The organism is Pseudomonas sp. B14(2022), assembly GCF_012030485.1.
GTDB lineage: Bacteria > Pseudomonadota > Gammaproteobacteria > Pseudomonadales > Pseudomonadaceae > Aquipseudomonas.
Window position 1 is genome coordinate 68,044 of record NZ_JAAUVM010000003.1, and the last position, 13,774, is coordinate 81,817.

The 13,774-nt window shown below is 61.6% G+C and carries 13 protein-coding genes and 1 pseudogene; 10 read left to right on the forward strand and 4 right to left on the reverse strand.

The features are described from left to right. Positions 1 to 71: 71 nt before the first annotated feature. From HCF10_RS06105 to HCF10_RS06115, 3 genes are all read left to right on the forward strand, one after another. Positions 72 to 1,130, forward strand: coding sequence for a diguanylate cyclase (locus tag HCF10_RS06105; protein ID WP_167655076.1), 1,059 nt, complete (start codon positions 72 to 74; stop codon positions 1,128 to 1,130). A 264-nt stretch (positions 1,131 to 1,394) separates the two neighbouring features. Then, entirely contained in the window at positions 1,395 to 2,714 is a 1,320-nt protein-coding gene (locus HCF10_RS06110; protein ID WP_167655077.1) for a methyl-accepting chemotaxis protein, read from the forward strand. A gap of 91 nt (positions 2,715 to 2,805) precedes the next feature. Then, the gene (locus HCF10_RS06115) at positions 2,806 to 3,327 is read left to right on the forward strand and encodes a DUF1003 domain-containing protein (protein WP_145337928.1); all 522 of its coding nucleotides are present in this window, start codon (positions 2,806 to 2,808) and stop codon (positions 3,325 to 3,327) included. Positions 3,328 to 3,357: 30 nt separating this feature from the next. Here the strand turns inward: HCF10_RS06115 and HCF10_RS06120 are convergent, their stop codons facing one another. Beyond that, positions 3,358 to 4,239, reverse strand: a complete 882-nt coding sequence (locus tag HCF10_RS06120) for a LysR family transcriptional regulator (RefSeq protein WP_167655078.1) — start codon at positions 4,237 to 4,239, stop codon at positions 3,358 to 3,360. Positions 4,240 to 4,319: 80 nt separating this feature from the next. Here HCF10_RS06120 and HCF10_RS06125 point away from each other — a divergent pair, with 80 nt between their 5' ends. Further along, entirely contained in the window at positions 4,320 to 5,027 is a 708-nt protein-coding gene (locus tag HCF10_RS06125) for a CTP synthase C-terminal region-related (seleno)protein (protein WP_131697817.1), read from the forward strand. Then, the gene (locus HCF10_RS06130; protein ID WP_167655079.1) at positions 5,024 to 5,347 is read left to right on the forward strand and encodes an antibiotic biosynthesis monooxygenase family protein; all 324 of its coding nucleotides are present in this window, start codon (positions 5,024 to 5,026) and stop codon (positions 5,345 to 5,347) included. The genes HCF10_RS06125 and HCF10_RS06130 overlap by 4 nt, the downstream gene beginning before the upstream one ends. A gap of 69 nt (positions 5,348 to 5,416) precedes the next feature. Here the strand turns inward: HCF10_RS06130 and HCF10_RS06135 are convergent, their stop codons facing one another. After that, positions 5,417 to 5,740 (reverse strand): DUF2025 family protein, encoded by a 324-nt coding sequence (locus tag HCF10_RS06135; RefSeq protein WP_027605634.1) that lies wholly within the window; start codon positions 5,738 to 5,740, stop codon positions 5,417 to 5,419. Between the two features lie 232 nt (positions 5,741 to 5,972). Here HCF10_RS06135 and HCF10_RS06140 point away from each other — a divergent pair, with 232 nt between their 5' ends. From HCF10_RS06140 to HCF10_RS06150, 3 genes are all read left to right on the forward strand, one after another. Beyond that, entirely contained in the window at positions 5,973 to 7,100 is a 1,128-nt protein-coding gene (locus tag HCF10_RS06140; RefSeq protein ID WP_145337925.1) for a glycerophosphodiester phosphodiesterase family protein, read from the forward strand. A gap of 100 nt (positions 7,101 to 7,200) precedes the next feature. Continuing rightward, the gene (locus HCF10_RS06145) at positions 7,201 to 7,509 is read left to right on the forward strand and encodes a PepSY domain-containing protein (protein ID WP_145337923.1); all 309 of its coding nucleotides are present in this window, start codon (positions 7,201 to 7,203) and stop codon (positions 7,507 to 7,509) included. A gap of 182 nt (positions 7,510 to 7,691) precedes the next feature. Next, positions 7,692 to 8,864 carry a GAF domain-containing sensor histidine kinase gene (locus HCF10_RS06150; protein WP_131697820.1) on the forward strand — a complete coding sequence of 391 codons (1,173 nt, stop codon included), beginning with the start codon at positions 7,692 to 7,694 and terminating at the stop codon, positions 8,862 to 8,864. Here the strand turns inward: HCF10_RS06150 and HCF10_RS31930 are convergent, their stop codons facing one another. Then, positions 8,865 to 9,632 carry a methyl-accepting chemotaxis protein gene (locus tag HCF10_RS31930; RefSeq protein WP_443200901.1) on the reverse strand — a complete coding sequence of 256 codons (768 nt, stop codon included), beginning with the start codon at positions 9,630 to 9,632 and terminating at the stop codon, positions 8,865 to 8,867. Positions 9,633 to 9,749: 117 nt separating this feature from the next. Then, a pseudogene (locus HCF10_RS31935) lies at positions 9,750 to 10,493 on the reverse strand (methyl-accepting chemotaxis protein); the annotation flags it as partial. 260 nt (positions 10,494 to 10,753) lie between these two features. On the opposite strand from HCF10_RS31935, the gene HCF10_RS06160 reads away from it, so the two are divergent. Together HCF10_RS06160 and HCF10_RS06165 are read left to right on the forward strand one after the other, a co-directional pair. Next, the gene (locus tag HCF10_RS06160; RefSeq protein WP_131697822.1) at positions 10,754 to 11,773 is read left to right on the forward strand and encodes a transporter; all 1,020 of its coding nucleotides are present in this window, start codon (positions 10,754 to 10,756) and stop codon (positions 11,771 to 11,773) included. Positions 11,774 to 12,114: 341 nt separating this feature from the next. After that, the gene (locus tag HCF10_RS06165) at positions 12,115 to 13,731 is read left to right on the forward strand and encodes an inorganic phosphate transporter (protein WP_167655081.1); all 1,617 of its coding nucleotides are present in this window, start codon (positions 12,115 to 12,117) and stop codon (positions 13,729 to 13,731) included. The last annotated feature ends 43 nt before the right edge of the window (positions 13,732 to 13,774 follow it).

Sequence of the window (13,774 nt, forward strand, 5' to 3'; positions counted from 1 at the left end):
TTATCCGATCAATGGGTGATCCAGTGGCCGCGAGCCGCCGTCTATGTGAAAAACAGTTGAACCAGGAATTTATGGAAAACAGACGAGGCAAAGGGCTCTCATTTGCCAGGCGTATCTACCAGCCAAGGATCATCGGCCTGGGTGTCGGCAGCATCAGCGTCACCGGCGCCTTGTACCCCCTGGCCATGCCGGGCTGGGTCTGGGCGTTACTGCTGTTCAATGGGTTTGCCTGGGCGCATCTGGCGTACCAGCTATCCACCCGCTCGCCGTTCCCTTATCAGGCTGAACAGCGCAACTTCCTGTATGACTCGGTATTCGGTGGGTTTTGGGCGGCTGCCACGCAATTCACGCCGCTGACAGCCGTGACCATCCTGTCGATGATGACCATGAACAACGTCGCCGCCGGCGGCCGGCGCCTGTTCCTGCGTGGCCTGCTCGCCCAGGGGCTGGGGATCGGCGTGGCGTGGGCGCTGTTCGGCATCAAGTTCAACCCCGACGTCAGCCTGCTGCAGGTCTACTCCTGCCTGCCCATGCTGACCCTCTACCCCATGGCCATCGGCATGGTCTGTTATCAACTGGCGATCAAGCTGTCGGAACATAAACGCGCCCTCAGTGCCCTGAGCCGCACCGACAGCCTCACCGGCCTGCTCAACCACGGCTCGTGGAAAGACCTGCTGCACCTCAAGTTCCACAAGTGCCAGCAGCAGCAAAGCCACGCCACCATCGCATTGATCGATATTGATCACTTCAAGCAGATCAACGATACCCACGGCCATATCGTCGGCGACACGGTGTTGCGGCAACTGAGCCTGGAAATGCGGCGCAACCTGCGGGAAAACGACCTGGCCGGGCGTTACGGTGGCGATGAGTTCTGTGTGATTCTTCCGCAAATGCCTCTGGAGCAAGCGGCGCAGATCATGGAGCAGATGCGCAAAACATTCGGCAATTACCGCACCCCGCACATACCGGAATTGCGCGTCAGCCTGAGCATCGGTCTGGCGGACTTCCAGCCGCGCTTCACCGACGCAGCCATGTGGCTGAACGCGGCGGACCGGGCACTCTATGCAGCCAAGGACACCGGGCGTAATCGGGTGAGTGTGAGTGAAGACCGGATCGCCTGTTCCGCCTGACGTAGTCCTACAACTCCTCGTCTGAATCTTCCGTCCAACACCATAGGCGATAGCATAATGCCTCCATTCGTCGCCTACCCAAAAATGGTCCTGCCCCTTGGGCGAACTTCTTGTCAGGCTGATCACTCTTAACCCGTTGTTCCACCCCGCTGTCAGCACAAGGAGGCTGACAATGAGCACGTCAACCGTACGGCGAATGCCTTACGGGGGCAGGCGCATACACATGGATACTCCCCCGACGCATGCTTGCCCGAGCCCCCGAACATGCTATTCAACGCCCATAAAAAAACCATCAATCACCTGCAACACACCGTGGCTCACCAAGCCAGCCTGCTGGACGCGATCGAACGCTCCATGGCAGTGATCGAATTTGATCCGCAAGGCCTCGTACTGCGGGCCAATGACAACTTCCTCAACACCCTGGGCTACCGCGCCGAGCAGATCGAAGGCCAATCCCACCGGATGTTCTGCACGCCCGCCTTCGCCCGTAGCGCCGAGTACAGCCAACTGTGGTCCAACCTGCAAAGCGGCCAGTTCCAGTCCGGCACCTTTGAACGGGTGGCCAGCAACGGCCAGTCGGTGTGGCTGGAAGCCAGCTACACCCCGGTGCGTGACGACACGGGCCGTGTGGTCAAAGTGGTGAAGTACGCCCTGGACGTCACCCCGCGCCTGCAGGCTGAAAGCGAGGCCAACGCCAAGTTGGAAGCCATCGGCCGGGCAATGGCCGTCATCGAGTTCAACCTCGACGGCACGATCATCACCGCCAACGCCAACTTCCTGCAGCGCATGGGCTACAGCCTGGCGCAGATCCAGGGCCAGCATCACCGCCTGTTCTGCACAGCAGAGACCGCAGCGAGCTCAGCCTACGGTGACTTCTGGCGGCGCCTGAACCAGGGCGAATTGTTCAGCGGCCAGTTCGAACGCGTGGGTAAAAACGGCCAGCCCGTGTGGCTCGAAGCCAGCTACAACCCGGTGTACGACGCCAGCGGGCGCCTGTGCAAAGTGGTGAAGTTCGCCTCGGACATCACCGCGCGCGTGCAACAACATGCTGCAGACGCACAAAGCGCCGCCCAGGCCTATCACCTGTCCCTGCATACCCAGGACATGGCGGAAAAAGGCGCCGACGTGATCCAGAAAACAGCCAGCGGCATGCGTGAAATCTCCTCGGACATCGACAACTCCTCGCAACTGATCGCCAAGCTGGGCGAGCGTTCGCAACAGATCAGCACCATCGTCAACACCATTCGCGGCATTGCCGATCAGACCAACCTGCTGGCACTCAATGCCGCTATCGAAGCGGCGCGCGCGGGCGAACAAGGCCGTGGTTTTGCCGTGGTGGCCGATGAAGTGCGGCAGTTGGCGGCGCGCACCAGCGGTTCCACCACGGAGATTTCCAGCATGATCGCGGTGATCCAGGCTGAGACCCGCCACGCCATCGACAGCATGGACGCGACCCGCGACCGCGCTGCCCAGGGCGTGGAGCTGGCCAACCAGGCCGGTACAGTGATCCTGCAGATTCGCGAAGGCACCAGCGAGGCGGTGCACGCGGTGAGTGCGTTTGCCAATGAGCGTGGCGCCCACTAACACTCAGTAGACCCTCGGGTTATTCATGTGTAAGACAGGTCGCCAGGACTATAGTGATTCACTGCCTTAACGTTGATGACCCGAGCCCACCATGACCCCCGACAAGCCCGAAACCGCCCCCGTCGATCACCTGCGTTTTCACCGGCGCCACGCCCACCTGGCGCCGACCTTCGGCAACGATACCTTTGCCCTCAAGGCCGAGGCCTTTGCGCGCTTCTTTGGTACACCGACCTTCCTCGGTGCGCAAACCGCGATCGTGATCTTGTGGGTGGTGCTCAACGTAACGGGCATCACCCACTTCGACGTGTACCCGTTCATCCTGCTCAACCTGGCCTTCAGCCTGCAATCAGCCTATGCCGCGCCGCTGATCCTGCTGGCGCAGACGCGCCAGGCCGCCCGCGACAAAGCCCAGTCCGACGCCGATGCGCAACACCGCGAAGCACTGGCCATCGCCAATACCGAACGCCAGGCCCAGGCCGCGCAAACCACCAAACAGCTGCTGGAATTGCTGGAGCAAAACACCCGGCTGACGGAAATGACCAAGCAACTGACCGAACACATCGAAACCCTGACGTGCGAAATGCATGAGCACTACGTAAGAAAACCCCAGTAACTGTGCGTATCCATTGTCGGAGGGGCGATGTCAGGGTTTCATCCGCACATGCCGTCCCAACTCATCAAACAGCGTCACCACCGAGCGCAATGCCCGGCAATCGGGACGCGTCAGCAGCCATAACGCCGTGTCGTGCCCCGCCAATGCGGGACCCAGGGGTTGCAGGCCATCATCCAGCAGAAAATCCGGCAGCGCCGCCACGCCCAACCCAGCCCGCACCAGTTCGGTGACCGACAACATGCTGTTGCAGCGATAACTGAGGCGTACACCGGGCAGGTGTTCGCGGCGCCAGGCCACCGTGGGGTGGTCGGGCAGGAAGTCGTCCGGCGCGATCCAGGCCAGGTCCGCCAGCGAGCGTGCGGCGTGTTGATGGGCATACGAGGGGCTGGCACACACCTGATACGCAACGCCCCCCAGGCAACGGCCGACCAGGTGCTCCGGCGGTGCCGTGGTCAGGCGCAGGGCGATGTCGGCATCGCGGCGGCTGAGGTTGGCGAAATCATTGGAGGTGCTCAGTTCCAGGGTCAGCGCCGGGTAGTCCGGCATGAACTGCGCCAGCGCCGGCAGCAACAGCCCTTGCAGCACCGAGTCGGTACAGGTCAGGCGCACCGTGCCGCTGATCACCTCGCCGCCCTGCTCCACGCCGATGCGCGCCGCTTCCAGCGCTTGTTCAGCACGTTCGGCCTGCTGCGCGAGGTTGCTGGCGAGGCTGGTGGGCAGGTAGCCGGCGCGGCTTTTTTCAAACAACGTCTGGCCCAACGCGGCCTCCAGCCGTCGCACCGCGCGGAACACCGTGGACACATCTACCCGCAACAATGCCGCCGCCCGCGCCAGGGTGCCGCCACGCACCAGGGCGAGGATCAGCGACAGGTCGGAGTAATCGATTTGATAGTGCGTGGCTGCATTGAGCATGTGGGCAAACGCCAATATTGATTGCGTGCGCGCCAATCTATAGTGCACGGCAGGACACCACAAGCCATGGGACGCACCCGATGAAAGCCACCACCTTGCACCTCGCCCTGATCGGCGATTACAACCCCGATGTCGTCGCACACCAGGCCATTCCCATCGCGCTGCAACGGGCCGGTGAAACCCTCGGTGTGCAGGTTCATCTGCAATGGCTCGACACCGACACCCTCACGCCCACCACAGAACTGCACAGCTTCGACGGTTTCTGGTGCGTGCCTGCCAGCCCCTACCGCGACACCGACGGTGCATTGCGGGCGATACGTTTTGCCCGCGAACAGCGGCGACCTTTCCTCGGCACTTGCGGCGGTTTTCAACACGCGGTGCTGGAATACGCCCGCAACGTGCTGGGCTGGGCCGATGCCGAACATGGCGAACTGGCGCCAGGCGCTGAACGCGCAGTGATCACGCCCCTGAGCTGCGCCCTGGTAGACGCCAGCGACAGCCTGCGTTTGACGCCCTACACGCGCATCGCCGAGGCCTACGGCCGCCTTGATATCGAGGAAGGCTATCGCTGCCGCTACGGCATAAACCCCGAATTCGCCGATGCACTGCTCGAGCGCGAGATGATTCCCAGCGGGCATGATGCGGCCGGCGATCTGCGCGCGGTGGAGTTGCTCGACCATCCGTTCTTCGTCGCCACGCTGTTCCAGCCTGAACGCGCGGCCCTCAAGGGCATCACGCCGCCCTTGGCGATTGCCCTGCTCAAGGCGTGCCAGGAGCAGTGCGCATGATCGCCACGACACCCGCCCCACCCTACTACGCAGTGATCTTCAGCTCATTGCGCACCGACGGCGATCAAGGCTACGGCCAGGCCGCCGCCCGCATGCTGGAGCTGGCTCGCGATCAACCGGGGTTTCTCGGGGTGGAGTCGGCGCGGGAGGATGGCCTGGGGATTACCGTGTCGTATTGGAGCAGCGAAGCCGCGATCCTGGCCTGGAAGCAGCAGGCCGAGCATCGGGCGGTGCGTGAACAAGGACGCGCCACCTGGTACTCGGCGTTTCAGACACGGGTGTGCAAAGTGGAACGGGCCTACACATTCCAAGGCCAGTAACCGTCGTATCGCCTGGCTCTCTGTGGCGAGCGGGCTTGCCACAGAAAGCTCGCTTACCGCCTATGCCGTCTAGCTCACCAGACTGCGCAGCGCACTGATCTGTGGAATCTCCACCCGTTTCATATACACGCGCAGCGGTTCGCTGATGTTGATGCGGTCGTCGATATTTTGGTCGAGCAGCAACTGGATACGCTCGCGCGACAGGGTCATGGTCTGCTCGGGGGCCGGCAGCCAGACAAATTCAGCGGTGGGGATGATGCCGTCGTCGGCCACGTCCATGCCGAAGGAATCTTCGCTGAAACGCACGATGTACTGGCCGGTCTTGCGGTTGAGGCCAACAAAACCGTGGAGTTGGTCGGCGGCCTGGCAGATAAGCTCGGAGGTGATGCGCATGGTAAACCTCACTGAAAAGTCCCACAGGGACTGGAAAGATGGTTTACACGCGTGGCGGAAAGTACCGTCCTCTAGCGGGACGGCTGCGAGCAAGAATACTTCAATGCCGCGCAAAAAAACCGAGGAAATTGGCACATGCGCACGTTAATGTCGGTTTGGTGATGGCGCCTTTCGCAATCAATTGTTAAAAAGGAGGCCTTCTCAAAGCTACCTCCACGAAAGGACTTCGCATATGCCTGTCACGTTTTCCAAGAGCGCCCTGCTGCTCGCACTGGCGCTTGGCTTCGGCCAGGCACAGGCTGCCGAACCGATCAGCCCGGCTGAATTGGCGACAAACGAAGGCATTCCATACCCCGCCGTGATCGCTCACCGTGGCGCGTCCTACGACGCGCCGGAATCCACCGCCGCCGCCTACAAAGTCGCGCGCGACCTGGGTGCCGACTACCTGGAAATGGACCTGCAACGCAGCAAGGACGGCGTGCTGTTCGCCCTGCACGACAACAACCTGCAGCGCACCACCGACGTGGCCACCAAGTTCCCCGAGCGCAAAGACGCCCCGGCCAACGAGTTCACCTGGAAAGAACTGCAAACCCTCGACGCCGGCAGCTGGTTCAACGCCGCCTACCCGGACCGCGCGCGTCCTGGCTTCGTCGGCCTGAAGATCCAGAGCCTGGACGACATCATCAAGATCGCCGAAGGCAACCCGCAGCACAAACCCGGCCTGTACATCGAAACCAAGGAGCCCAAGCAATTCCCAGGCATCGAAGTCGACCTGAAAAACAAGCTGCTGGATAAAGGCTGGTTGAGCTCCGCCGGCTCAAAGCTGGGCAAGAGCAACACCGGCGTCGGCCAGGGCAAGGGCCGTGTGGTGCTGCAGACGTTTGAAAAAGACAGCTTGAAAGAGCTGCAGAAAGAAATGCCGAACACCCCGAAAATCCTGCTGTTGTGGGTTGGCCCGGGCAGCATCGAGCCGAAATCCACGCAGACCTTCGCCGAATCCGGCGAAACCACCAAGGCCGCCTACTACGCCAAGCAAGAGCCAAAAGACGCCGCAGAGTTCGAAAAGTGGGTCGACGAAGCCAAGAGCCTCGGCGCCATCGGTACCGGCCCATCGGCTGAGCTGACCGACCACGGCGACCAGAGCTATACCGACCTGGTGAAGCCTGAAATGAACAAGCTGACCCACGACAAGGGCCTGCTGGTGCACGTCTACACCGTGGATGAACCGGTCGACTTCGACAAAGTGATGAAAGCCGGCGTCGACGGCATCTTCACCAACCGCGCCGCCGAACTGCTGAAGTTCTACAAACGCTGGCCGTCGTCCAGCGTGCAAGACCTGCTGAACGACTACAAGTACTGAGAGCGTCGCGCATTGGTGTCAGTGCGCCATTAAGGATGAGTTAAGTTGCGCCGGTTAATCTGGCGCCACTTAAACAGCTCACCGAAGAAGGACACACACTATGAAAACCCTGACCACCCTGTTCGCTGCCACCGCCCTGACCCTGACCGCCGGCCTGGCCCAGGCTGATGTTCGCCCGGACCACATTGAAGGCCTGCTCAAGTCCGGCGCGGTGATGCCTTTCGACAAGCTCAACGCTGCCGCCGTGGCCAAACATGCCGGTGCCACGATCAACGACACCGAACTGGACCACAACAACAGCGGCGTACTGGTCTACGAAGTTGAGCTGACCGACACCGCCGGCAAGAAGTTTGAAGTCAAGCTCGACGCCAAGACCGGCGCCGTACTGGAAGACAAACTCGACACCTGAGTGACCCCCGTCACCTGAAACCGCGCCACCTCCGGGTGGCGCGGTTTTTTTATGCGCGCTCGCTAACCGTGCGTAGGAAAAAACACCATTCGGTGAATGAAATTACACCTTCACCACACAAGGTCGCTAAAATCCCAGGCTTCGACCTGAGCCTCTGGCTCACCACTTTGCGAGACTGCTGCATGGGGCAAAAAGCCGCCGACATCGCCACTATTGGCCGAATCAGTGCCGTACACGCGATGCTCCAAGTCATCAGCGACATGACCGGCCTGCGCTTCGCCGCGGTGGCGCGGGTGACCGACGACACCTGGACCGCCTGTGCCGTGCTCGACCAACTGGACTTCGGCCTCGGCATCGGTGGCGAGTTGGACCTGACCACCACGATCTGCCACGAAATTCGCAGCTCACATGTGTCCGTGGTGATCGACAAGGCCAGCGAAGACCCGCTCTACCACGACCACCACACGCCGCGCCTGTATCACTTCGAAAGCTATATTTCGGTGCCGGTGTTCCGCACCGACGGGCGCTTTTTCGGCACGATCTGCGCCTTGGACCCCAACCCCGCCGTGCTGCGCAGCAGCACGATCCAGTCGACCATGGAGTCGTTCGCCCGCGTGCTGTCGTTGCAGATTGAAGCCGAAGAAGCCGCGCAACAAACCCAGGCACAATTGCAGGAAGAACGCGGCACCGCCGAACTGCGCGAGCAATTTATCGCCGTGCTCGGCCATGACCTGCGCAACCCGCTGTTTGCAATTAACGTCGCTGCCGAACGGCTGCTGCGCAAGCACGCGGACCCGGCCACCGACACCCTCGTGCGGCATATCCTCACCAGCGGCCGGCGCGCTGCGCAGTTGGTGGAAGACGTGCTGGATTTCGCCAGGGGCCGCATGGGCACCGGCATCCCGCTGAACATCGGCGATTGCCAGGGTTTGCAGGCGGCATTGCAGCATGTGGTGTCGGAGGTGCAGAGCGTGCATCCGCAGCGGGTCATCCGCGCAGATATCGGCGACCTGCAAGGGGTGAGTGGTGACCGTGACCGCCTGGCGCAGTTGCTCTCCAATCTGGTCGCCAATGCCATCCACCATGGCAACCATGACGGCCCCGTGGAGGTGCATGCGCAGGTCGAGCAAGGCCGTTTCCATCTGTCGGTGAAAAACCCCGGGCAGATCAACGCCCAAGCCCTGCCCCGTCTGTTCGAGCCTTACTCACGCCCGGCGACGAACACGCCCCAGACCGGCCTGGGCCTGGGGCTGTATATCGTCAAGCAGATTGCCGAGGCCCATGGCGGTGAACTCAACGTGTCCACCAGCGCCGAGCACGGCACGGTGTTCACGTTCAGCCTGCCCACCGGCTGATCAGGCGCTCAGGCGCGCGGTCACCTCATTCAACTCGCCGGACAAGCTACGCAGGTTGTGGCTCGCCGCTTCGGTGCGCTGCACATTGTCGAGGTTGGCCGTGGCCACGGTAGTGATCTGGGTGATATTGCGCGAAATATCCTCAGCCACCGACGTCTGTTCCTCGGCCGCCGTGGCGATCTGGCGGTTCATGTCGCGGATCGCTTCCACCGCCTGGGTGATGTGATCGAGCATGGCGCCGGCCTGGCTGACTTTTTCCACACTGTCATCGCTGCACGACTGGCCGCTGACGATTGCCTCGGAGGCATCGATCGCACCGGTCTGCACGGCATGGATAATCTGGTTGATCTCGATGATCGACGCCGCCGTGCGTTGCGCCAGGCTGCGGACTTCATCGGCGACCACCGCAAAACCGCGGCCCGCCTCGCCTGCACGGGCCGCCTCGATCGCGGCGTTCAGCGCCAGCAGGTTGGTTTGCTCGGCGATCCCGCGAATCACTTCCAACACTTTGCCGATACGCACGCTGTCGGTTTCCAGGCGCCGGATGATCGTGCCGGTGTTGAGGATTTCCGTGCGCATCTGGCCGATGGTGGCGATGGTGACCTTCATCACTTCAGCGCCCTCGCGGGCCGACTGGTCAGCGTCATCGGCGGCGCGCGAGGCACTGGCGGCGTGACGGGCGACCTCCTGGGCGGTGGCCGACATTTCGGTCATGGCCGTGGCTACCTGGTCGGTGCGATTGAATTGCTCGTGGGTGCCAGTGGCCATCAGCCCGGCAATCGAGTTCAACTCGCCGCTGGCGCTGACCAGATCGGTGGCGCTGCGTTGCAAGCGACTGAAGGTCTCGGCGAGGAAGTCGCGCAGGGTATTGGCGGCAGCCGCCAATTGGCCCAGTTCATCCTGGCGCTTGCTGGTGACGCGCTCGGCAAAACGACCATGGCTCAGTTGGGTGACATAGTCGATCAGGCCACGGATCGGCAGAATCAGGTTGCGGTTGATCAGCCACAGGCTGAACAGGCCGATCAAGGCGCCCGACAGCAGCATGATTGCCAGGCCCACCATGACCGTGCGCTCAGCATAGGCGCTGATGGCCAGTGACTTTTGCGCGCCTTGTTCGCGCAGGTCGCTGACGAGAGCGCTCATCTGCTCGCTGGCGGCGCGGTCCACGCCCTTCACGGCCGTGTCGCCCGCAGTAGGATCTGCACCCGCCGCCAAGTAGGCATCACGCCCGCGCTGGTAAGCGACACCCAGTTGCTGGTGTTCCTGACGCAAGGTTTCGATGCGTTGGCTCAAGGTTGCGTCGCTGCGGGTCTGGCTGACCAGGCGCGTGAGGATGCCTTGGACATCACGTTGGCGGTCCTGGAACTGGCCCCAGTACTTCTCCATGTCCTGAGGCTGTTTGCCGCGCAACAGCACGTTTTTCCATTCCTGGACCTGCACCTTGAATTGCAGGTTGGCTTCATCGATCAGTTGGGAGGTGAGCAACGGCCCTTCGAGCAAACTGCGGTAACTCTGCACACCGTTGGAGAGAAAGTTGAAACACGCCAGGGCGATCAACAGCATCGCCAGCAGGCTGCCACCGAGCAGCGACAGGATCTGTGCCCGCAGGGAGGTTCGCAAAACATTCATCGGGGAAAACCTCGAAACAGGGGAAAGGGTGCTAGCACGCCATGACTTCCCTGTCGTCAGAGGCACCACCCGTCCACAGCGGCGCTTATGGCCTGAATCGGCCGTGCTAGAGCCTTCTTGAGCGATTCCTGATGAGCGGTCAATAAAATGTCATTCAACAGAAATAAATTCAAAGCCGTCATAAAACTGTCAAATATCCCTGTAATGATTCGCCACGCGACCTGTGAAACGTCCTACAGGCCTTTTCTCTGCGAGCCTCCATGAACCACAGCATTGACCACAGCCACCAGGATTCCGATCTGTTTGGCTTGCTCTACGGTTTTCGTTTTCGCCCCGGTGAAAAGGGTGAACAGATTGATTCGGCCACCGCGCTCCAGGCCTTGCAGCAACCCGCCGATCCGGAAGAGTTCCTATGGCTGCACCTGAACCTGGCCCACGCGGCCTGTGAGCGTTGGATGCAGGCAAACCTGGATTTGCCCGAAGAATTCTTCGAAGCCCTGCACGAAGGCTCGCGCTCCACGCGTATCGAACACGTCGACTCAGCCTTGCTGGCGGTGGTCAACGACGTGGTGTTCAACTTCAGCAGCATGGTCTCGTCGGATATTTCCACGCTGTGGGTCTGCGCCCGCAGTCGGCTGTTGATCAGCGCACGCCTGCAACCCTTGCACTCGGTGGACAAGTTGCGCTCGTCGGTGAAGGCCGGCGAACACTTTCGCTCACCGCTGGAACTGCTGGTGCACCTGCTGCGCGACCAGGGTGAAGTGCTGACGCAGATCGTGCGCAAGACCAGCATCAGCGTCGACCATATCGAGGACCAGTTGCTGTCCTCGCGCCTGTCCACCAACCGCGCTGAACTGGGGGCGGCGCGCCGGGTGCTGGTGCGCCTGCAACGCCTGCTCGCGCTGGAGCCGGGTTCACTGCTGCGCCTGCTCAACCGCCCGCCGCAATGGCTGCAAAAGGAAGACGTAAAGGAGTTGCGCAAATCCACCGAGGAGTTTGCGCTGATCATCAACGACCTGACGGCGCTGGGCGAACGGATCAAGCTGCTGCAGGAAGAGATCGCCGCCAACCTCAACGAGCAGAGCAGCCGCACGCTGTTCACCCTGACCGTGGTGACGGTGCTGGCGTTGCCGATCAACATCATCGCCGGTTTTTTCGGCATGAACGTGGGCGGTGTGCCGCTTTCCCAGGACCCGGAGGGGTTCTGGATTTTGGTGGCGCTGGTGGCGACCTTCACATTGATTGCCGGGCGCTGGGCGTTTCGTAAGTTTTCAAATTGAAATGGGAAGGGGCTTCCCCCGATAGCCCGGCAGACAGCGCTGTTGTGGCGAGCGGGCTTGTCCCGCGTTGGGCTGCGAAGCAGCCCCAAAACCAGCCTCTACAGAGTGTCTGATACACCGCGTTCTTCTTGACTGGGGCTGCTACGCAGCCCAACGCGGGACAAGCCCGCTCGCCACAGAGAGATGTGCCTGGGTCTGAAAAGTTGTGTAGATACCGTTGGCTCCCCAGCGATTTATAGACCAGTGGCACACCCAATGACCTAAACAATGACTTGCGGCAGCATCGCTGTAACATTCTGCAACGAACATGAACGGCATCCTCTCCACACGGATGCCCCGGCATGGCCACCCCTTCCCTGACTGCTTCCACGCACTCATCCTCCGTCGATTCAAAACCGCGCCTGGACAAGAAACCCAGCCTGGTGACAGTGATCGTTTTCTTCGCCGTGCTCGCCATGGGCCTGTTGTTTACCGCCTACAGCCTCATGCAAGACATGCACGAAATGGGCGCCCAGCTCACCACATGGACACCGTTCCTGCTGCTGGGTGTGGCGCTGTTGATCGCCCTGGGTTTCGAGTTCGTCAACGGCTTCCACGACACCGCCAACGCCGTCGCGACGGTGATCTACACCAACTCGCTGCCACCGCAGTTTGCGGTGGTGTGGTCGGGCTTTTTCAACTTCCTCGGTGTGCTGCTATCCAGCGGCGCGGTGGCGTTCGGCATCATTGCCTTGCTGCCGGTGGAGCTGATTTTGCAGGTGGGTTCATCGGCCGGTTTCGCCATGATCTTCGCCTTGCTGATCGCCGCGATCCTGTGGAACCTCGGCACCTGGTGGCTGGGTTTGCCGGCCTCTTCGTCCCACACCCTGATAGGCTCGATCATCGGCGTCGGCGTGGCCAATGCCTTGATGCACGGCCGTGACGGCACCAGCGGTGTGGACTGGAGCCAGGCGATCAAGATCGGTTATGCACTGCTGCTCTCGCCGCTGATCGGCCTCGCCTTCGCCGCCTTGCTGTTGCTGGCCCTGCGCGCCTTTGTGAAAAACCGCGCGCTGTATAAAGCCCCTAAAGGCGACACTCCGCCGCCGTGGTGGATCCGCGGCATGCTGATCGTCACCTGCACCGGCGTGTCCTTCGCCCATGGCTCCAACGATGGGCAAAAAGGCATGGGCCTGATCATGCTGATCCTGGTCGGCACCCTGCCGATGGCCTATGCGCTGAACCGTGCCATGCCGGCCGAGCAGTCGTTGCAATTTGCCGCAGTCGCCGAAGTGACCCAGGTGGCGCTGATGAAAACGGCGCCGCTGGCGTTGGCGGGAGACCCTCGGCCGGTTCTTTCGGCCTACATGCGCACCAAGGAAGCCACGCCCGAGTTGATTCCGGCCCTCGCCGCCCTCGCCGGCCAGATCGGTGACCAGGTCAAAGGCTACGGTTCCCTGGCCAAAGTTCCCGCCGAAGCGGTGGGCAACGTGCGGAACGATATGTACCTGAGCAGCGAAACCATTCGCCTGATGGACAAAGGCAAGGTCGGCAATTTCGACGCTGACACCCAAGACAAGCTGCAACTGTTCAAGCAACAGATCGACGATGCCACGCGCTTTATTCCGCTGTGGGTGAAGATTGTCGTGGCCATCGCCCTGGGGCTTGGCACCATGGTCGGTTGGAAGCGCATCGTGGTCACCGTGGGCGAGAAGATCGGCAAGACCCATCTGACTTACGCCCAGGGCGCCTCGGCCGAGACCGTGGCGATGCTGACCATTGGTGCAGCGGATATGTTCGGGCTGCCGGTGTCGACCACCCATGTGTTGTCGTCGGGTGTGGCGGGGACCATGGTGGCTAATGGGGGTGGGTTGCAGATGCGGACGATCCGCAATTTGCTGATGGCGTGGGTGCTCACCTTGCCGGCGGCGATTCTGCTATCCGGTAGCCTGTACTGGCTGTTCACCAAACTGTTCTGACACAACCCAGATTGAAAATGTGGGAGGGAGCTTGCCCCCTCCC